The sequence below is a fragment of the Afipia sp. OHSU_II-C1 genome (assembly GCF_000497575.1).
Classification (GTDB): Bacteria; Pseudomonadota; Alphaproteobacteria; order Rhizobiales; family Xanthobacteraceae; genus Afipia.
The window spans coordinates 182,645-202,622 of sequence record NZ_APJI01000004.1; the positions used below are offsets into that span (position 1 = coordinate 182,645).

Sequence of the window (19,978 nt, forward strand, 5' to 3'; positions counted from 1 at the left end):
GGTGTGCGACGAGAAGACCGGGGGTAGCCATTGACTGGGGTCTTGGCAGACCGGCGGCGACCGGTTATCGACGTGCCTCCCTGGAGGACGGAACCCATTTCCCTTCGTACGCCACTGGCCCTTCTGGTCATATCCCTGAGCGCTATTGCCGCAATTTGGTGGTGGTTGGCCACGCCGATTGTATTGGCGCGCGCCCCGATCGACCCTTCCGCGAAGCTTGAATGCGTCTCCTACGCACCGTTCCGCGGGGCTCAGAATCCCCTTCAGCCCGGATTGATCATTGCGCCGGAGCAGATCGCGCAGGATCTGGCACAACTTGCCAAGGTCACCGACTGCATCCGGACCTATTCGGTCGGCAACGGCCTCGATCAGGTTCCGGAACTCGCTCAGAAGGCCGGGCTCAAGGTGATGCTCGGAATCTGGATCGGCACCAATCGCGTCGACAACCGCACGCAGATGGAAACCGCCATCGGGCTCGCCAAGAAATATCCCGGCGTCGTCGGCGCGGTCATTGTCGGCAACGAGGTGCTTCTGCGCGGCGAGATGACCGCTGCCGACCTCACGGCGAATATCCGCTACGTGAAGTCGAAGGTCGGAGCTATCCAGGTCACCTATGCCGATGTCTGGGAGTTCTGGCTCAAGAACCGTGACGTCTATGACGCCGTCGATTTCGTTACGATTCACATTCTTCCGTATTGGGAAGACTTCCCGATTCGTGCTCGCCATGCTGCCAACCACGTCGACGCGATCCGCAAGCGGATGGCGGTTGCGTTCCCGAACAAGGAAATCCTGATCGGAGAAACCGGCTGGCCAAGCGCGGGCCGCATGCGTGAAGGCGCGCTGCCGTCACGGGCCAATCAGGCCCGGGTGGTTTCCGAAATCCTCCAGCTTGCCCGTCAGGAAAAGTTCCGGGTCAATCTGATCGAGGCCTACGACCAGCCCTGGAAGCGGATGTGGGAAGGCACTGTCGGCGGCCACTGGGGTCTGTTCGACGCCGACGGCGCCCGCGATCTGAAATATCCCGCTGGCGAGCCGATCACCAACTTCCCGCGCGCAAAGATCTATGCCGTTGCCGGCATGATTTTCTCGGCGCTCGTCTTTGGCGTGGCGCTGCTGACGCTGCGCCGCAGGCCCTGGTCGCCGCACCTGAGCTCGTGGGTCACGGTCGCGATCTGCGCAACTGCGGGCGGCGCGCTTCTCGGCGTGGCGTACGACAAGCTGATCGTCGAAAGCCTCGGTCTCGGCGGCTGGACCGTCGGCATCCTGCTGTTCGGAGCCGCTGTGCTGTCGCCGCTGATCGTCGCCAACACCGTGATGTACGGGCGCAGTCTTCCGACGTTCATGGAACTTATCGGACCGCGAGAGTATCGCACGGGCTCGCGCATGCAGACCATTCTTGGGATCGTGCTGCTGATTACGACTGTGCTGGCCACCCAGACCGCGCTCGGCTTCGTCTTCGATCCACGCTACCGCGATTTCCAGTTCGCGGCGCTGACCATGGCTGTCGTCCCGTTTGTACTGCTGACGGCGCTCAACAGGCCAGCAAAGGGCACGCGCCCGATAACTGAGTCCGTTTTCGCAGGCGCTCTCGCGCTCTCCGCGATCTATATCGGATTCAACGAGGGGCCTGCGAACTGGCAGTCGCTATGGACTTGCGGATTGTATCTGCTTTTGGCGCTTACGCTGTCGCGGGCGCGGGTCGCGCAAACCCAAGAATAAGCAGCGCGATCGCGATGCCCGACAGGCCGATATTGTAGAGCACGATCCCGAAACACGCTGCGACCAGCCCGGCGGTGAGAGTGACAATCGATGGCCGGATGAAGTGCAGTGTCGCAATGACCAGCGCGGCTATTCCGAACACGTAGTTCTTGAACAGATAGGTCATCGTCAGCCGCGTCTTGCACAGCATGGTTTGCAGACCGGCCTCGCATTCGAGCCGAACCTGCGCAAACTCAATGGCCATGTAACGCAGATACAATGCGTATCCGATCGTGAGAAATCCCACGATCAAAATCCATTGCACCTGATAAGGGGTCAGTCTGAACGGCTCTTTTTTCATGCGCCGAATATGGTTCGGAACGGATTGCGATACAACCCGGACGGCCACAAAGTTGAGTGGTTATTTGTTACCGAAAAAAGAGCTGAAGGACGACGACTTGGGCTGTTCTGCCACGGGTTCTCCGCGCTGCTTGCTTCGTCGCTTCGAGCGATGAACCTGACCTTCTGGCTTCTTCGCCTCCGGTTGTTTCTCGCTGATCATGCTCAGCCGTTGCCCCTCATACAGAGCCGTTTCGCAAGGCCGGTTGCTCTCGGTCAGCACTCCCGCACACAGCTTGGCCGCTTCCGCAGCGTCGGACAACGGTCCGGCAACGAGCCGCAGTTGCATTCCCAAACCGTCGTGACGCTCTTTCACGACGATGATCGGCTGGAGCGATGCGAGCTGTTCTGAGTTGCTCTTGACTGCACCGCGCCACACTGCGCGCAGACCTTCGATCGAATTCGCGCCGCCGAGGTCGATACCGAACTCCGTCTTGCGCACGATAGCTGCCGACGGCGTTTCAACAGGTGCCGGGGTTGGCGGCGGGATGGCAGCTGTGACGGCTGGGGCCGGAGGTTGGTCAGTAGCTGACGTTTCAGCCCTCTGCTCGGTAACCTTGGCAGGAGGAGACGGTGCGGCGGGGGCAGTGGCGACCGGCGCGATCCTGGGAAGCTGCGCCACAGGTTCGGTTTTCGCCTCGGCTGGTTTGACCGGTCCGATGGGGTCAGCTTCAACAACCGGCGGGAGAACTCCCGGTGCAGGAGCCGCAGCCGCTGGTGATGTTGCGGGTGGAGGGGCCGGAGCAGGCCGCGCCAGGGCGCCGGTAACGGAATCCAGTCCCTGCTCAAGCACGGTCACACGCGCGTAAAGGCGGTCGCGGTCGCTGTTTAGCGTCTCGACGGCTGCGGCAAGTTCACGCGCCTTGTTCTGGCTTTCCTTTGCGATCCACTGAACTTGCTGGGACTGCCGTGCAAGTTCGGCGGACGCCATTTGATCGCGGTTAATCGCCGCCGGTGAGCGCGTCGCAAGAATCGCAACGATCAGCGCTCCGACCGTACCGACGCCCCAGGATGCCAGACGCCACATCGAAGGTCCGCCAAACTCGTCCTCTTCCGCGAGAAAACGATTGATCCAGCCGGCACCGTCATCCTCGGTCAGATCATCGCGGAAATGGTTGCGATCCTTGGTCATGGGACTGTCGGGCCCTCCCGCGGCCCTGCGAATCATTGCGTAAAGATTAACAGAAGCCGGGCCACATGCGTGCTGGCGAGAGCCCCCCAAAATGCTTTTGTCGCCCGGCGCTCTCGGGTAAGACCACGCTGGCGCACCCGCACGCTGCACAGGAAAAAGCATGAGCGGCAGATCAACTCTTACGATCGTACTCGCAGCCGGCGAGGGCACGCGAATGCGTTCCAGCCTGCCCAAGGTGCTGCATGCAGTTGCGGGACGGCCGCTGATAGCCCACGTGCTGGGGGCTGCGCCAGCCGGTAAGAGCGATGCCGTCGCTGTGGTGGTCGGGCCGGACCATCAGGCAGTGATCGACGAGATCAAGAGAGTTCGTCCGGAGGCCGGCACTTTCGTGCAGCGTGAGCGACTTGGCACGGCTCATGCGGTGCTGGCGGCTCGCGAAGCCATCGCGGCGGGTGCTGACGATCTCCTCATTGCATTCGGCGACACGCCGCTGATCGACGCCATGACGTTCGAGCGCATGCGTGCCGCGTTGAAGGACGGCACGGCGCTGGCGGTACTCGGCTTTCGGGCCGCCGATCCGACTGGTTATGGACGATTGCTGGAAGACGGCGGGCAGCTTGTAGCGATCCGTGAACACGCGGACGCGAGCGCGGCGGAGCGCGCGGTGGCACTCTGCAATGCAGGCGTCATGGCGTTTGCGGGCAAGACCGCTCTGCAAATCCTCGATCGTATCGGCAATGGCAACAGCAAGGGCGAGTACTATCTAACGGATGCGGTGGCGATCGTGCGCGAACTCGGCTTGCGGGCAGTGGTCATCGAAACCAGCGAGGACGAAGTGCGCGGAATCAACACCAAGGCCCAGCTTGCCGAAGCCGAACAGGTGATGCAGCGAAAGCTGCGGCAGGCGGCACTTGATGCCGGTGTGACGCTGATCGCGCCGGACACGGTTTTCCTTTCGGCAGACACGACCTTCGGCAAGGACGTCACGATCGAGCCGTTTGTCGTGATCGGTGCGGGCGTGAGCATTGACGACGGCGCGGTGATTCATTCGTTCTCGAACATCGTCGGCGCGCGCATTGGCAAGAACGCGTCCATCGGTCCCTACGCACGGCTGAGGCCAGGCACGGTGCTGGGCGAGGGCGTGCGCATCGGCAACTTCGTCGAGACCAAGGCCGCCGATCTTGAAGCCGGGGTGAAGGTCAATCACCTGACCTATATCGGCGATACCCATATCGGCGCGAACGCCAATATCGGCGCAGGCACCATTACCTGCAACTACGACGGCTTCGACAAACACCGGACCGAGATCGGCGCCGGCGCTTTCGTGGGCTCGAACTCGTCGCTGGTGGCGCCGGTCAAGATCGGCACCGGTGCCTTTATCGGATCGGGCTCGGTCATCACCCGGGATGTGCCGGACGATTCGCTGGCCGTCGAACGCAGCGATCAGGCGGTGCGCGAAGGTTGGGCAAAGCGATTCCGCGACATGAAAATGCTCAATCGGAAGCCCAAAAGTCCAAAGTAAGGCCCCGCGCCCTACCTGACTGTTTTCGTTAACGGTTTACCCTGTCTCAATCCGCAACAATTGTTGAGGCAGAACCGTGTTATTCCTCGGTACATAAGGCCGCATCAGGGCGGGCTGGAGACATCGAACCGCATGTGCGGAATTGTAGGAATTCTTGGACGGGGACCGGTTGCCGAGCAACTGGTCGACTCTCTCAAGCGGCTTGAATATCGCGGATACGATTCCGCGGGCGTCGCCACGCTGGAAGGCGTGCTGCTCGATCGCCGCCGCGCCAAGGGCAAGCTGAAAAACCTCGAAGCGGTGCTGAAATCATCGCCGCTCGAGGGGCATATCGGCATCGGTCACACGCGGTGGGCCACCCACGGCAAGCCGACCGAGAACAACGCCCATCCGCATGCGACCGACAATGTCGCTGTGGTTCACAACGGCATCATCGAGAATTTCCGTGACCTGCGCGCGCAGCTCGAAGCGCAGGGCGCGAAGTTTTCCAGCGAGACCGATACCGAGGTCGTCGCCCATCTGGTCAATTCATATCTCGCCAAGGGCCTGTCTCCGGCGGATGCCGTGAAGGCAACGCTTCCGCAGTTGCATGGCGCATTCGCGCTGGCCTTCATCTTCAAGGGCGAAGAGGACCTGATGATCGGCGCGCGCAAGGGCTCGCCGCTCGCGGTTGGCTACGGCGACGGCGAGATGTATCTCGGCTCCGACGCCATTGCGCTCGGACCCTTTACCGACACCATCAGCTATCTCGATGACGGCGACTGGGTTGTGCTGTCGCGCGGCGATGCGACCGTGTATGACGACAAGAACGCCGTGGTCGAACGCGAGATCGTCAAGCACAACACCGCCACATCGCTGGTGGACAAGGCGAACTACCGCCACTTCATGGCGAAGGAAATCCACGAGCAGCCTGAAGTCGTCGGTCACACACTGGCGCACTACGTCGACATGGCCACCGAGAAGGTGTCCATGCCGGTCAAGCTGCCGTTCGACTTCAAGGATATTCAGCGGGTATCGATTACGGCCTGCGGAACCGCAAGCTACGCAGGCTTCGTTGCCAAGTACTGGTTCGAGCGCCTCGCACGGCTGCCGGTCGAACTAGACGTGGCGTCGGAGTTTCGTTACCGCGAAGCGCCCCTGCGCAAGGGCGATCTTGCAATCTTCATTTCGCAGTCCGGCGAAACCGCCGATACGCTGGCGGCGCTGCGCTATGCCAAGTCGCAGGGCTTGCACACCATCTCCATCGTCAACGTTCCCACATCGACCATCGCCCGCGAAAGCGAGACCGCGCTGCCGACGCTGGCTGGACCCGAGATCGGCGTCGCTTCGACCAAGGCTTTCACCTGTCAGCTTGCCGCGCTTGCTTCGCTCGTGGTCGCCGCGGGCAGGGCGCGAGGCGAACTGTCTGCTGAAGACGAGACCAAGCTGGTACATGCGCTGATCGAAGTGCCGCGCCTGATGACGCAGGCGCTTGCGCTCGAACCGCAAATCGAAAAGCTCGCCCGCGACATCGCCAAGAGCCAGGATGTGCTTTATCTCGGCCGCGGCACCAATTATCCGCTGGCGCTGGAAGGCGCGCTGAAGCTCAAGGAAATTTCCTACATTCACGCCGAAGGCTACGCCGCCGGCGAACTCAAGCATGGCCCGATTGCGCTGATCGATGAGAAGATGCCTGTTGTCGTGATCGCGCCGTACGACCGCGTGTTCGAGAAGACGGTTTCGAACATGCAGGAGGTCGCGGCGCGCGGCGGCCGGATTATCCTGATGACCGACGCGCAGGGCGCCAAGGAAGCGACCGTCGACTCGCTGGTCACCATCATCCTGCCTGACATGCCGGCTACGGTGACGCCGCTGGTCTATGCGATCCCGGTGCAGATGCTGGCGTATCACACCGCCGTGGTGATGGGCACCGACGTCGACCAGCCGCGGAACCTCGCCAAATCTGTGACCGTTGAGTAAGGCGCGGGCAGACAAACGGTCGCAGCGCGGGCCGTTCTCGCCCCGAAAAGTCTGATACAGTGGTGTCGCAATGATTTGCGATGGTGTTCCCGCGCGTATTCCGCAAAAGTGGGCACCGGTTTTGCGATCAGAATACGCGCCAAGATAGTGTTTCGCTTGAGGATGATTTGGCTCGCCAATGAATGAGACTAGCCCCAACATGATTCCGGGAGGCCTGCCGCCCGTACCGCCGGCCGGCGCGCCGCGCGGCGCGATGGCGCGGCTCCGCAACTATTTCCTCACCGGCCTGATCATTGCCGGTCCCATCGCGATCACGATCTACCTGGTCTGGTGGTTCGTCACCTGGGTCGACGGCATCGTTCGGCCGTTCGTGCCGGTCGCCTATCGTCCCGAGACCTATCTGCCGTTCGGTCTGCCGGGGTCGGGACTGATCGTCGCGGTGTTCGCGCTGACGTTCCTCGGCTTCCTCGCTGCCAATCTGATCGGGCGAACGCTGGTCGAATTCGGCGAGGGACTGCTCGGCCGTATGCCGGTCGTGCGGGCGATCTATCGCGGCCTCAAGCAGGTGTTCGAAACGCTGTTCTCGGGCAACGGATCCAGCTTTCGCAAGGTGGGGCTGGTGGAGTTCCCGTCGCCGGGCATGTGGTCGATCGTGCTGATCTCCCAGCCGCCGAGCACGGAGATCGCCACGAAGCTTCCACAGGACGACGAGTTCATCTCGGTGTTCCTGCCATGCGCGCCGAACCCGACCACCGGATTCTTCTTCTATGTTCCGAAATCGAAACTCATCGAGGTCGATATGAGCACCGACGCCGCCGCGACACTGATCATGTCGGCGGGCGTGGTGCAGCCCGGCAGCGACGCACAGAAGAAGGTCAACGCGCTGGCCGAGATGGCCAATGCCGCGCGCGTGGCAACGGCATCGCAAACGCCGGCGAAGGTGGAGTAGGGCGCGCGTCATTCGCGATTGCCCGCTTTCAATGTCCGTGAGCTCAGCGCTGAAAGGCAGACATGCTGCGGCTTCCGCCATGAGCCACTGTCAGCGCATAAACTTGGCGGTCCTGTGAGAGAGCATGTTGAATGAGCGTTGCGAGCGATACCCGCTTCTGGGACCGGGCATCACAAAAATATGCCAAGGCCGCGATTGCGGATAGGGATGGATACGAACGCACGCTGGATCGGACTCGCGCTCTGTTGGGTGCGGGAGATCGGGTCCTGGAGCTTGGATGCGGCACCGGAACGACAGCATTGCAACTCGCGGGTGATGTGAGAAGTTATCTCGCCACGGACTTTTCGGCCAGCATGATCATGATTGCCGAAGAAAAATGCATTGCAGCTCCTGTCCCTGCGCTTGAATTTCGCACGTCAACCGCTCAGGCGCTTGAGCTTGATGAGACCGGGCAGTTCAACGCAGTTCTTGGGTTTAACTATCTCCATCTGGTTCGCGATCTGCCGGGCACCTTACAACGCATCCACAGCCTGCTTGCCGCCGATGGTCTGTTCATTTCCAAGACTCCTTGCGTTGGCGACATGAACCCGCTGATCCGGTTCGTCCTGCCTGCAATGCGCGCAATCGGCAAGGCGCCCCATGCCGGCGTTTTCAGTGCAGCGGAGTTGAGTCGTTGCATATCCGCCGCGGGCTTCGACATTCTTTCAACCGAACGCCATTCGACCAAGGGCTACGACAACCGGCCTTTCATCGTTGCGCGTAAGAAGTGATAGCGCGCGGCGCAATCTTGAATTCGCTAACCCGCGCCGATCAACGGCAGCGCTTCGTCGCGCTCGTACAGGTAGAGCAAACACCGTAGCGCTTCGCCGCGCGCGCCTTTGAGCTTCGGACTGTCCTGCATGATCCGCACCGCTTCGTCGCGTGCCTGCGCGATCAGTTGCGCGTGGACCTCGGGCCGCGCGATGCGATAGCCGGGCAGGCCGCTCTGGCGGGTGCCGAGGACTTCGCCTTCGCCGCGCAAGCGCAGATCTTCCTCGGCGATCCGGAACCCATCGGTTGTTTCGCGGATCACCTTCAGCCGCGCCGCGGACATCTCCGAGAGTGGCTCGTGATAGAGCAGGAGGCAGGTCGAGGCTTCCGAACCGCGCCCGATACGCCCGCGCAACTGATGCAACTGTGCCAGACCGAAACGCTCCGCGTTCTCGATCACCATGATGGAGGCAGCGGGCACATCGACGCCGACTTCGACCACCGTGGTCGCCACCAGCACCTGAATCTCGGCGGCAGCGAACTGCGCCATCACGCGATCCTTTTCCGTGCCCTTCATCTGGCCGTGGACCAGGCCGACACGATCGCCGAACCGCTTCTGCAAAATCTCGAACCGCCTCGTCGCATTCGTCAGATGCTCGATTCCCTCAGCCTCGGATTCCTCGACCAGCGGGCAGATCCAGTAGACCAGCTTTCCGCTGTCGATGGCACGGCCAACTGCGTCGATGATCTCGCCGGTGCGGCTGTCGGCCACCGCGCGGGTATCAATGGGCTGGCGTCCGGCGGGCTTCTCGCGCAATTCGGAGATGTCCATGTCGCCGAAATAGGTGAGCACCAGCGTGCGCGGGATCGGCGTGGCGCTCAGCACCAGCACGTCGACCGCTTCGCCTTTCTCTGTGAGCGCAAGCCGCTCGCGCACGCCAAAGCGGTGTTGTTCATCGACCACCGCCAGCGCCAGATCCTTGAAGATCACATCGTCCTGGATCAGTGCGTGGGTGCCGACCAGCAGATCGATCTCACCATCCGCGAGCCCTGCGATGATTTCGCGGCGTTCCTTGCCTTTCTCGCGGCCGGTCAGGATCGCGACCCGCATCCCGGCGCGCTCCGCCAGGGGCGCAATAGTTTTGATATGTTGACGAGCAAGGATTTCCGTCGGCGCCATCAGCGCGGATTGCTTGCCGGTTTCGGCAACGGCAGCAGCGGCGAGCAGAGCCACGACGGTCTTGCCTGAGCCCACGTCTCCCTGCAGAAGTCGCAGCATCCGCACCGGCTCGTTGAGATCGCTGGCAATGGCTTTCGCCGCTTCCTGCTGCGAGTTCGTCAGTGCATAGGGCAGGGCATCGATGATCTTGTGCCGCAGATGTCCGTCGCCGGCATTGCGGACACCGGCGGGGCGGCGAAGCTGCGCACGTACCAGCGCCAGCGCGAGTTGTCCCGCCAGCAACTCATCGAACGCCAGCCGCGACCAGAACTGATTTTGCGGCAGGATGTCGGTCAGTTCGGTTGGTTCATGGACGTGACGCAGCGACACGCTCAGTGGTGGAAACTTACAGCGACGCAGCACCTCGGGACTGATCCATTCCGGCAGTTCGGGCAGCTTTTGCAGCGCCTGCGCCATGGCGCGGCGGATCGAACCGATGGCGAGACCCTCGGTCAGCGGATACACGGTGTCGATCTGCGGCAGCTTGGCGAGGCCTTCCTCGTCCACGACGCGGTCGGGATGCACAATCTGGAGCGTGCCGTCGAACATCTGCGCGGTGCCGGAGACGTAGCGCTTCTCGCCCTTCGGCAGCAACTTCTCGATATATTCGGGTTTGGCGCGGAAGTAGGTCAGCACCACATCGCCGGTCTCGTCGCTCGCATAGACCAGATGCGGCGCGCGGGAGCGGCCGGGAGGCGCGGGCCGGTGACGGTCGATGGTGACTTCGAGCGTCACCACGGTTCCCGGAACAGCTTCGGCGATAGTCGGCCGCGTGCGGCGGTCGATCACATTGGTTGGCAGGTGCAGCAGCAGGTCGACCAGACGCGGCGTTTCGCTGCGGCCCAGCAGATAGCGAAACAGCTTTTCCTGCTTCGGCCCCACGCCTGTGAGGCTGGTGACGGGGGCGAACAGGGGATTGAGCAGGGACGGACGCATTCAGATCGACTCAATTGGGACGTTTGCCGCCGCTTTTGCATATCCCGAATGCAAGATCAGAGAAATGCTGACATCGGTTGCCATGACGGCTATATCAGCCTCCCCGGCACCGTCCGGGCTTTTTGCGTTGGAGAGAGTTCAGGACATGACGGGAACGACACGATCAAGCGATGGCCTCGACGACCGGCGCAAGCGACTGCTGTTCCGTTGCTGGCATCGTGGCACGCGCGAGATGGACATGATCCTCGGAGGCTTCGCCGATGTGCATATCGCCGCGTTGTCGGACGCGGATCTGGACGATCTCGAAGGCCTGATGGAATTGCCAGACCCCGATCTTTACGCGGCATTCAGCGGCGCGCAGCCGCTCACGTCCCCTTACAAGGACGGCATCTTCGTGCGCATCAAGCAGTTCCTGGATACGAGCCGGTTCTCATGAAGGCTTCGGCGAAATCTCCGGCTCAGGCGTTGCGGCCCGGCCATGCGCTGACGCTGTCGAACGTTGCCGATGGTGCCGAGGCGCTGGTGGTGTCGGACATGGCCCGCGCAGTCGCGGCCAAGCCGAACCCGCCTGCGATCAGCCTTGCCGTGGTCTGCCGCGACGGCCCGCGGATGGCGCAACTGGCCCGCGCGCTGGAGTTTTTCGCGCCTGACCTGTCAGTGATGCAGTTTCCGGCATGGGACTGCCAGCCCTATGACCGTGTCTCGCCCCATGGCGGCATTCTGGCGCAGCGCCTGACGACGCTGGCGAAACTCTCGCGTCTTCAGGGCAGCGAAAAGCCGCTGATCGTGCTGACCACCGTCAACGCCATCGTCCAGCGCGTGCCCGCGCGCGATGTGGTCGCGGCGCAGGCACTGTCGGTCGCCCCGGGACATCGCGTGCCGATGGATAACATCGCGGCGTGGCTTGAGCACAACGGCTACAACCGCGTCTCGACGGTGCGCGAGCCCGGCGAATATGCCGTGCGCGGCGGCATCCTCGATCTGTTTCCGGCCGGGCTGGACCAGCCGGTGCGGTTCGACTTCTTCGGCGACACGCTGGAATCGATCCGTACCTTCGACGCGGAGTCCCAGCGCACGCTGCTCGACATGCGCGGACTCGATCTCGTGCCGGTGTCGGAATTCCAGCTCGTCACCGAAACCATCAAGCGTTTCCGCATGGGCTATGTCGCGCAGTTCGGCGCGCCGGACCGCGACGACATGCTCTACGAGGCGGTGAGCGAAGGCCGCCGCCATCCGGGCATGGAGCACTGGCTGCCGCTGTTTCAGGAGCGGATGGACACGCTGTTCGACTATCTCGGCGCAGCGCCCATCGTCATGGAGCCTCTGGCGGAGGACGCCACCCGCGAACGGTTCACCCAGATCAACGATTATTATGAGGCGCGGCGCGAGGCGATGGATACTCCTGGCGGCGGCGCGATCTACAAGCCGCTGCCGCCGGACCGGCTCTATCTCACCGAGGCGGAATGGACCTCGCTGCTCGCCAATAGCGCACTGGCGCGGCTGACGCCGTTCGCGCTGCCCGAAGGCGAGGGCGTCATCGACGTCGGCGCGCGGCAGGGACGCGACTTCGCCCCGGAGCGTGGCGATACCAAGGTCAACGTCTTCGAAAGCGTGGTGGCGCATATCAACGGCTTGCAGGCGGCGCGCAAGAAGGTCGTTGTCGCGCTGTGGTCCGAAGGCTCGCGCGATCGTATGGCGAGCATGCTGAAGGATCACAAGCTGCTCAACACCACCAGCGTCAACACATGGCGCGCTGTGCAGGCGACGCCGCGCAACGAGACCATGCTTGCGGTGATCGGCCTCGAGTCCGGTTTCGAGACCGAGGCCATTGCGCTCATCACCGAACAGGACATTCTTGGCGACCGCCTCGTGCGTCCACGCAAGGCGAGCCGCAAGCTCGACAATTTCATCTCCGAAGTAACGTCGCTGGCCACCGGCGATGTCGTCGTCCATGTCGAACACGGCATCGGGCGGTTTGTCGGATTGCAGACGCTGCAGGTCGGCGGCGCGCCGCACGACTGTCTCGAACTGCACTACGCCAACGAGACCAAGCTGTTTCTCCCCGTCGAGAACATCGAACTGCTGTCGCGCTATGGTTCTGACCAGACCAATGTCGAATTGGACAAGTTAGGCGGCGGCGGATGGCAGGCGCGCAAGGCCAAGCTGAAGAACCGCATCCGCGAGATCGCCGGCGAACTGATCAAGATCGCCGCCGAACGCCATATTCACGAGGCACCGAAGTTCCCGATTCACCAAGGCACGTATGACGAGTTCTGCGCGCGTTTCCCTTATGAGGAAACCGAGGATCAACTCGGCGCGATCACGTCTACGCTGCACGATCTCGATGCCGGACGTCCGATGGATCGCCTGATCTGCGGCGACGTCGGCTTCGGCAAGACCGAGGTTGCGCTGCGCGCAGCCTTTGCCGCCGCGATGGATGGCAAGCAGGTCGCGGTCGTCGTGCCCACCACGTTGCTGGCCCGGCAGCATACGAAGACATTCACGGAACGCTTCAAAGGGTTCCCGGTGAACGTTGCGCAGGCGTCGCGCCTTGTCGCGCCCAAGCAGATGACGCAGGTCAAGAAGGATCTTGCGGACGGCAATATCGACATCATCGTCGGAACCCACGCGCTGCTCGGCAAGAGCATCAAGTTCAAGGATCTCGGCCTTTTGATCGTGGACGAGGAACAGCACTTCGGCGTGTCCCACAAGGAACGGCTGAAGCAGCTGCGTGCTGAGATCCATGTGCTGACGCTATCGGCTACGCCGATCCCGCGCACGCTCCAACTGGCGCTGACAGGCGTTCGCGAACTGTCGATCATCGCGTCTCCGCCGGTCGATCGTCTCGCGGTGCGCACCTTTGTCGCGCCGCACGACCCGCTGATGATCCGCGAGGCGTTGCTGCGCGAACGATACAGGGGCGGTCAGGCGTTCTATGTCGTGCCGCGCATCGAATATCTCGCGGAGGTGAAGGACTTCCTCGACAAGCACGTGCCGGAAATGAAAGTCGCCGTCGCCCACGGCCAGATGCCGCCGACGGTGATCGAGGACATCATGTCCGCGTTCTACGACGGCAAGTACGACGTGCTGCTCTCAACAACCATCGTCGAGTCCGGTCTCGACATTCCGTCCGCAAATACGCTGATCGTGCACCGCGCCGACATGTTCGGCCTCGCGCAGCTCTATCAGCTGCGCGGACGCGTCGGCCGTTCGAAGCTGCGCGCCTATGCGCTGTTCACACTGCCATCCACGCACAAGATCACCGCGCAGGCGGAACGCCGCCTGAAGGTGCTTCAGTCGCTGGACAACCTCGGCGCGGGCTTCCAGCTCGCGTCGCACGATCTCGACATTCGTGGCGCAGGCAATCTGCTCGGTGAGGAACAGTCGGGCCACATCAAGGAAGTCGGTTTCGAACTGTATCAATCGATGCTGGAGGAGGCGATCCTCTCGCTCAAGGCCGGCATCTCCGAGCCGGTCGCGGACCGCTGGTCGCCGCAGATCACGCTCGGCATGCCTGTCCTTATTCCGGAAGACTACGTGGCTGATCTCTCGATCCGGCTGTCGTTGTATCGCCGTCTTGCGGATCTCGACACCGAGGACGAGATCGAAAACTTCGGCGCGGAGCTGCGTGACCGTTTCGGGCCGTTGCCGGATGAAGTGCGCTGGCTGTTCAAGATTGCGGCGATCAAGTCGTACTGCCGCCGCGCCAACATCGAGAAGGTCGATGCCGGCCCGAAGGGCGCGGTCATTACATTCCGCGATAACTCATTCGCGCATCCGGACCGGCTCATGTTCTTCATCAGCCGCCACGGCAAAGCCGCCAAGGTTCGCCCGGACATGAAAGTGGTATTCTTCCAGGAATGGGAGACGGCGGAGGAGCGCGTCGAAGGCACGACCACGATCCTGCGCGATCTTGCCAATCTGGCGGAAGGCAAGAAGGCGGCGTGATGTTCCGCGCCGTCATTGCGAGCGAAGCGAAGCAATCCAGTCTTGGAATCTAAGGAGCTGGATTGCTTCGTCGCAAATGCTCCTCGCAATGACGAAGAGCTTATCTAGCAGGAGCCGTTACTTCGGATACTTGAACTCAGGTGCGGCCTTCAGCGCCTCCTTGGTCGTGTTCATCTTCGCAGTCCAGGTGTCCTTGTCCTTGTTGTAGCTCACACGCACGGACGAAGGCGACACAGCGACGTAATGCTCGCCCACGCCGAGGAACCCGCCGACGGACAGGATCATGGCCTGAATCTGCTCGCCCTTGCCGATGGCAAGATCGGTGATTTCGCCCACCTTTTCGTCCTTCTGGTTGTAGACGTTCAGGCCCTTGAGCTTCGAACTGAACATCTCGTCCTTCGCGACGGTCGAGAATTTGGCTTCAGCAGGAGCAGTTCCGCTGGTCTGCGCGAGTGCCGGACCGGCGAGAACGGCCAGCGATGCGGCGACGAGTGCAATCTTCTTCATGGTATCCTCCAAAGGGAATAGAGGCTCACCAATGCGAAGCCGGTGCGATTGTTCCTGACGATATCGAAAGTAAAATTCTTTTAGGACGCGACCCGCTGCGCCTCGGTGTGCAGCCGCCGGAGGATCGCGGACGCCGTATCGCCGGGCATCAGTGTTGCGACGGTGACCTGCGGATCGAGCCGCTGGTCGCGCTTGGTCCTGTACATCGTGTGCCTCAGCACGCTGGTCAGCCGCCGTGCAATGGCGTGCGCGTTGCGCAGGTCGGTTTCGGCGAACACCGCGACGATCGCGCCTTCTTCATCCAGCGTGGCGAAGTCCATCCGCCGCATCAGGCGGCTGAGAATGCGCGCCGCGTCGAGGCGCATGCGTTCCGAGATCGAGCCCTGCGCGAAGGTGATGCGGGCGACGGACAATCCCGCGCCGCGCGTCTGGGTGTCGGTCACGGCGGTCTCGAAATCGCGACTGAAGGCGTATTCGTTCAGCAATCCCGTGCGCGGATCGAGCAGGCCGCCGACGTCAATCGATTTCAGTGCGCGTGCGATGCGCGACTCGAACGCCTGCTGCCGGATCAGCGGGACGGCGTGGGTTGCGACCGTGTGCGGATCGCCGTTGGAGATTTCAAGGTTGGGCAGGTCGTAACCGGCGGTCAGACCAGTTCCACTTCCCACCAGAACAGGAAGGTTACGGAACCGGGAGTCTTCCGACAGCACGGTCAGAAACGCATCGAGTACGCGCAGGGTAAACCCGTCACCGATGATGATGCCGTCGAGTTCACGGGCATTGAGGTGCTTGGCGGCGGCCTCGATGCTGAGCGCGCCGACGACACCCATCCGTTCGCCGAGTGAGACCGACAGGGCAGGATAGCCCGCGCCGCGCCCGATCAGCAGGACCGTCGCGTCGTCGATGGGATCACTCGTCGGCATGCGGGTAGACGTGGAACGTTCGTTTGCCAGACGGCGCAGCAACGTCACGTGCAGCGCGCGCACGCGCAGTGCGGCATTGAGCCTGCTGACCAGGCGCTCGGCGTTTCGGCCGACCTGTGTGAACGGAAGAACATTTTGCGGCAACACTGTGCCGGGGTCGACGGCCAGAACCGGGAGGTAGGGATCGGCTTGCGCGGCTTGTTTCGCCAGACTTGCCAATGCAGCGTCGTGACCGTCGAGATCGGCCGCGAGTACGGCTGCTGGCCGCAGCCTTGCTATGGCGTCTGCCGCATCCGGCCAGCCCACATCCACCAGCGGAAATGTCTTCACCTGCGCGATCGCGTCGGCGAGGGTTCGGCCTTCCCGATTTGAAACAGTGAGGATCGGGCCTTGCTGCGACATGGTGTAGTGACTCACAGAAACCGTGGAACAGCCGAAAGTGTCGGCAGCGCGCGAAGCCTAAACCGCGCCTGTTAATGGCAGGTCAATGCGATTGATGAAATGAGGGGCTCAGGTTCCGCTGGAACGGTCGCGGAATGCATCCACCATCAGTGGATTCAGGCCCAGTTCGCCGAGCGCTTCGCGCGCGCGGCGGTTATCTCCGGCGCGTCCGGCGAGGCGGAAGCCGTTGAGTTGATCAGGCAATGCGGTCAGCATCGCGCCTGCTGCGAGGCGTTTCGCCCATGACTCAAGATCCTGCGCGAGAAAGCGATAGCCGCCGACACCGACAATTCCGACGGGCGGTGCGGTGATGCCGATGGCGCCTGTCGTACGATCAACATGCGCAGCATATCCCGTATCGACGTAGTCCGGAGCAGCCGCTTCCTTCAGCGGGTCGTCAGATGAAATCCGATAGGCCGTGACCGGCACCATCGTGCCGCGCAGTGCGAGCGTCGCCTTCGGGGTCACGATGATCTCGCCGATGGCTTTCGAGCTTGCCGCGCCACGTGGTGCGCTGAACGAGCCAGGTGTGATGGGCACCGGCGCGCCGTCGGTGAGACGCCGGGCGGCGAACAGGCCGGCTTCGCCGAACAGATAGACATCGGTGAGCGTGGTGCCGGTATCCTGCCAGTCTTCGCTCGCCATGACGCGGTCCGGCGTGCGCCACAGTCCGATGACGTTCCTAATGGCGACCTGGGGCCGCGCCAGCGTTCCGCTCTCCACAAGCCGGAGCGCCAGCGGGGCGGGCGCGATCAGTGTGTCATGGTGTTCGTCGACGATCTGCTGTTCGAGAACCTGCAGGTCCGCCGGGTGATGCAGCGCCAGCGATCCGCCGCTGAGCAACCAGGTCACCACGGACGACACGCAGCCTGCGAACGATGCCGGCGCAATCGCGGACAACAGCCTTGCACCTTGCGGGAGGCCGGCTTCAAGGAAGATCGCAAGACCACCCGAGATCAATTGCAGATGGTTGCGCGGAATTGCACGAAATCCATCCGGCGTGACGTCAAACGTTATGATCGCCGGTCTGCGCGCATCAGGCGGCGCAGGCGGCAGCCAGCCATTCATGCCACTGGTCGTGATTTCGAGCGGCGCCATGCCTTCCGGCAGATCGTGGCCGAAGCCAAACACATGGCGGATCGAAAAGGCTTCGACCGCCGCGTTCAGGGCGAGTTCGGCATGGTCCACAATCTCGATGCGGCTGACGCCGACGATGGCGCGGGCGCCGATCCGGTTGAGCGCGCCGGTCAGTTCCGACTGCCGCCAGAGCTGCGGCAGCAGCGCCGCCACCAGGCCGGCACGAAGTGCGCCCAGCACGGTCACCGCGAACTCGACAGTGTTCGGCATCTGCAGGGCGATGATCGAGCCCGGCGGCAGCCCGGCCTCCACAAAGCGCGCTGCGATGGCGGAGACGGCCTGATCGGCCTGCGCGAACGTCAGTTTCTGCGGCTGGGTGCCGGTGACGCGGTGTTTGTTCGGCGGGTCGATCAGCGCGATCGCGTCGGGTTGCCGCAGCACCGTGCGCCGGAACAGATCGTCGAGCGTCAGCGGCGCGCCTGACGAGGTCGCTGCTGAGGTCGGCGTGGTCTGCAAGGTCTCGCTCACGCGGTCACGACATCAAGAGGTCATCTAAGGCGCTTTCGCGCCCGGCTTTTGCCACCACGTCTCCGGCAGATACCCGGTGAGCGCAGTGGCCTTTGGCCGTTCTATCCGATTCCACCGCGCGAGCCATTGCTGCTGAACGTTATAAAGCGGGATAGCGTAGAAGCCCGAGATCAGCGCCCGGTCGAGCGCGCGGACGGCCGGAACGAAGCCGGATTGCTCGCGTGCCTCGAGAAGGGCGGCGATCATTGCATCGACGGCCGGTGACTTCGCCCCCATGTAGTTGCGGGTGCCCTGATTATCGGCAGCAGCGCTGCCCCAGTAGAATGCCTGCTCGTTGCCCGGCGAGAGCGACTGGTCCCACCGGTTCTGGATCATGTCGAAGTCGAAGGCGAGGCGGCGCTGGTCGAACTGCACCCCATCCACGGCGCGCACCGCCACGTCGATGCCGGCACGCTTGAGATCGCGGGAATAGGCCAGCGCGATGCGCTCCTGATCCCGCGTGGTGACCAGGATCTCGAACGTCAACGGCTTCCGGCTGGCTTTCTGCCGCAGCACCGTGCCGTCGAGCTGGTAACCGGCCTGTGCCAGTAGCGCGAGAGCCGCCCGCAGTGATGCGCGGTCGCGCCCCGAGGCGTCGGTGACGGGCAGGCGGTAGCTGCCGTCCATCACATCGGGGCGGATGCTTGCCGCATAAGGCGCAAGCAATGTTTTCTCACGCGCGTCTGCCGGGCGGGTGTAGGCGGACAGCTCGGAGCCTGCGAAGTATCCGGCCGAGCGTCCATACAGACCGAAGAAGTAGTTGCGGTTGATCCACTCAAAGTCGAACAGCAGCGTCAATGCTTCACGAACGCGAATGTCCGTGAACACCGGACGGCGCGTATTGAAGATGAGGTATTCAGAGGGCTGCGGCGTGCCCGGCTTGACTTCGTCGCGAATGACGTCACCGGCTTTCGCCGCGGCGAAATTGTATCCCTCGTGCCAGCGCAGCGGCTCGTTCTCGATCCGGAAATCGTAGAGGCCGCGCTTGAACGCTTCGAACGCACCGTTGGCTTCGCGGTAATAGTCGAGACGAACCTCGTCGAAGTTCCACATACCGCGGTTGATAGGCAGGTCGCGGCCCCAATAGTCCGGATTGCGCGTCATGGTCACGCTTTGCCCGGCGCGGACGCCGGTGATCCGATAGGGGCCCGAGCCGATCAGACCGGTAAGGGATGTGTCCTCGAAGGTTGCGACATCGATGGCGTGCTTCGGAAAGACCGGCATCAGGCCCAGGATCAGCGGCAATTCGCGGTCGTTCGCGCCGCCGAAATCGAACCGCACGGTACGTTCGTCCAGCGCTTCGGCTTTTTCGACCTTGGCGTAATACAGCCGGTGATTGGGCCGGCCCTTGTCACGCATCAACTGCCAGGAAAACAGCACGTCGGCCGCCAGCACCGGCTTGCCGTCGGAGAACCGCGCCAGCGGATTGAGCCGGAACGTGACATAGGTCCGATTGCTGTCGGTCTCGACGGTTTGCGCGAGCAGACCGTAGAGCGTGAACGGCTCGTCATGGCCGCGCGCCAGCAGACTTTCGATGACGTAGCCGCGGACCTGCTGAACCGCGATGCCCTTCACGATGAACGGATTGAGGCTGTCGAACGCGCCGAGAAGCCCGAAAATGATCCGGCCGCCCTTTGGCGCGTCGGGATTGACGTAAGGCATATGAGCGAAGTTCGCGGGCAGGGCCGGGACGCCATGCATGGCGATACCGTGAGCCGGAACTGGGGAATCTCGTTGGCCCGTGGGCTCGGCCCGGAGGTCTGTCGCGCTTAGTCCGGCCCAGATCAGTGCCACGCAGCCAAGGTTTCGCGCCCAGCTTTGACCGCTGCGGCGCACTGCGGATGGCACCCGGTTTGATTCGGCTGACTTCACGCGAAAATTTACCACGTTCAACTCCGATAATACGGGTTGCGACCCGCAAATATCACTGTTGGCATTGATCTTTTCGTTC

At 62.7% G+C, this 19,978-nt stretch carries 14 protein-coding genes; 7 read left to right on the forward strand and 7 right to left on the reverse strand.

Annotated features, from left to right (window positions below; translation table 11 throughout):
• Nucleotides 1–165: 165 nt before the first annotated feature.
• On the forward strand, nt 166–1,719 hold the full coding sequence (locus tag I554_RS0102940) for a hypothetical protein (protein WP_024578257.1): 1,554 nt from the start codon (nt 166–168) through the stop codon (nt 1,717–1,719).
• Here I554_RS0102940 and I554_RS0102945 read toward each other — a convergent pair.
• Entirely contained in the window at nt 1,679–2,059 is a 381-nt protein-coding gene (locus I554_RS0102945; protein WP_024578017.1) for a hypothetical protein, read from the reverse strand. The two genes, I554_RS0102940 and I554_RS0102945, sit on opposite strands and share 41 nt — an antisense overlap.
• Nucleotides 2,060–2,119: 60 nt before the next feature.
• On the reverse strand, nt 2,120–3,229 hold the full coding sequence (locus I554_RS0102950) for a hypothetical protein (RefSeq protein WP_024578016.1): 1,110 nt from the start codon (nt 3,227–3,229) through the stop codon (nt 2,120–2,122).
• A gap of 160 nt (nt 3,230–3,389) precedes the next feature.
• Here I554_RS0102950 and glmU point away from each other — a divergent pair, with 160 nt between their 5' ends.
• From glmU to I554_RS0102970, 4 genes are all read left to right on the forward strand, one after another.
• A complete protein-coding gene (gene glmU / locus I554_RS0102955; RefSeq protein ID WP_024578015.1) occupies nt 3,390–4,751 on the forward strand; it encodes a bifunctional UDP-N-acetylglucosamine diphosphorylase/glucosamine-1-phosphate N-acetyltransferase GlmU in 1,362 nt (453 codons plus the stop codon).
• 132 nt (nt 4,752–4,883) lie between these two features.
• Nucleotides 4,884–6,710 (forward strand): glutamine--fructose-6-phosphate transaminase (isomerizing), encoded by a 1,827-nt coding sequence (gene glmS, locus I554_RS0102960; protein WP_024578014.1) that lies wholly within the window; start codon nt 4,884–4,886, stop codon nt 6,708–6,710.
• Between the two features lie 178 nt (nt 6,711–6,888).
• Nucleotides 6,889–7,659, forward strand: coding sequence for a DUF502 domain-containing protein (locus tag I554_RS0102965; protein WP_024578013.1), 771 nt, complete (start codon nt 6,889–6,891; stop codon nt 7,657–7,659).
• A gap of 131 nt (nt 7,660–7,790) precedes the next feature.
• The gene (locus I554_RS0102970; RefSeq protein ID WP_024578012.1) at nt 7,791–8,429 is read left to right on the forward strand and encodes a class I SAM-dependent methyltransferase; all 639 of its coding nucleotides are present in this window, start codon (nt 7,791–7,793) and stop codon (nt 8,427–8,429) included.
• Between the two features lie 26 nt (nt 8,430–8,455).
• Here the strand turns inward: I554_RS0102970 and recG are convergent, their stop codons facing one another.
• Entirely contained in the window at nt 8,456–10,564 is a 2,109-nt protein-coding gene (gene recG, locus I554_RS0102975; RefSeq protein ID WP_024578011.1) for an ATP-dependent DNA helicase RecG, read from the reverse strand.
• 145 nt (nt 10,565–10,709) lie between these two features.
• Here recG and I554_RS0102980 point away from each other — a divergent pair, with 145 nt between their 5' ends.
• Nucleotides 10,710–11,000 (forward strand): succinate dehydrogenase assembly factor 2, encoded by a 291-nt coding sequence (locus I554_RS0102980; RefSeq protein WP_024578010.1) that lies wholly within the window; start codon nt 10,710–10,712, stop codon nt 10,998–11,000.
• Nucleotides 10,997–14,512 carry a transcription-repair coupling factor gene (mfd, locus tag I554_RS0102985; protein ID WP_024578009.1) on the forward strand — a complete coding sequence of 1,172 codons (3,516 nt, stop codon included), beginning with the start codon at nt 10,997–10,999 and terminating at the stop codon, nt 14,510–14,512. Before I554_RS0102980 ends, mfd begins: the two co-directional genes overlap by 4 nt.
• Before the next feature lie 117 nt (nt 14,513–14,629).
• Here the strand turns inward: mfd and I554_RS0102990 are convergent, their stop codons facing one another.
• From I554_RS0102990 to I554_RS0103005, 4 genes are all read right to left on the reverse strand, one after another.
• On the reverse strand, nt 14,630–15,019 hold the full coding sequence (locus I554_RS0102990) for a PRC-barrel domain-containing protein (protein ID WP_006020618.1): 390 nt from the start codon (nt 15,017–15,019) through the stop codon (nt 14,630–14,632).
• A gap of 80 nt (nt 15,020–15,099) precedes the next feature.
• Nucleotides 15,100–16,344, reverse strand: a complete 1,245-nt coding sequence (locus I554_RS0102995) for a hypothetical protein (protein ID WP_024578008.1) — start codon at nt 16,342–16,344, stop codon at nt 15,100–15,102.
• 108 nt (nt 16,345–16,452) lie between these two features.
• Nucleotides 16,453–17,976 carry an AMP-binding protein gene (locus I554_RS0103000; RefSeq protein WP_024578007.1) on the reverse strand — a complete coding sequence of 508 codons (1,524 nt, stop codon included), beginning with the start codon at nt 17,974–17,976 and terminating at the stop codon, nt 16,453–16,455.
• A gap of 36 nt (nt 17,977–18,012) precedes the next feature.
• Nucleotides 18,013–19,728, reverse strand: coding sequence for an extracellular solute-binding protein (locus I554_RS0103005; RefSeq protein ID WP_024578006.1), 1,716 nt, complete (start codon nt 19,726–19,728; stop codon nt 18,013–18,015).
• Nucleotides 19,729–19,978 lie beyond the last annotated feature (250 nt).

Excerpts from the sequence above, each read along its gene's own strand:
- I554_RS0102965 (WP_024578013.1), top strand. The coding sequence starts at position 6,889 with ATGAATGAGACTAGCCCCAACATGATTCCGGGAGGCCTGCCGCCCGTA.
- I554_RS0102980 (WP_024578010.1), top strand. The coding sequence starts at position 10,710 with ATGACGGGAACGACACGATCAAGCGATGGCCTCGACGACCGGCGCAAG.
- recG (WP_024578011.1), bottom strand. The coding sequence starts at position 10,564 with ATGCGTCCGTCCCTGCTCAATCCCCTGTTCGCCCCCGTCACCAGCCTC.
- I554_RS0102970 (WP_024578012.1), top strand. The coding sequence starts at position 7,791 with ATGAGCGTTGCGAGCGATACCCGCTTCTGGGACCGGGCATCACAAAAA.
- I554_RS0102990 (WP_006020618.1), bottom strand. The coding sequence starts at position 15,019 with ATGAAGAAGATTGCACTCGTCGCCGCATCGCTGGCCGTTCTCGCCGGT.
- I554_RS0102950 (WP_024578016.1), bottom strand. The coding sequence starts at position 3,229 with ATGACCAAGGATCGCAACCATTTCCGCGATGATCTGACCGAGGATGAC.
- glmU (WP_024578015.1), top strand. The coding sequence starts at position 3,390 with ATGAGCGGCAGATCAACTCTTACGATCGTACTCGCAGCCGGCGAGGGC.
- I554_RS0103005 (WP_024578006.1), bottom strand. The coding sequence starts at position 19,728 with ATGCATGGCGTCCCGGCCCTGCCCGCGAACTTCGCTCATATGCCTTAC.
- I554_RS0102945 (WP_024578017.1), bottom strand. The coding sequence starts at position 2,059 with ATGAAAAAAGAGCCGTTCAGACTGACCCCTTATCAGGTGCAATGGATT.
- glmS (WP_024578014.1), top strand. The coding sequence starts at position 4,884 with ATGTGCGGAATTGTAGGAATTCTTGGACGGGGACCGGTTGCCGAGCAA.
- mfd (WP_024578009.1), top strand. The coding sequence starts at position 10,997 with ATGAAGGCTTCGGCGAAATCTCCGGCTCAGGCGTTGCGGCCCGGCCAT.
- I554_RS0102995 (WP_024578008.1), bottom strand. The coding sequence starts at position 16,344 with ATGTCGCAGCAAGGCCCGATCCTCACTGTTTCAAATCGGGAAGGCCGA.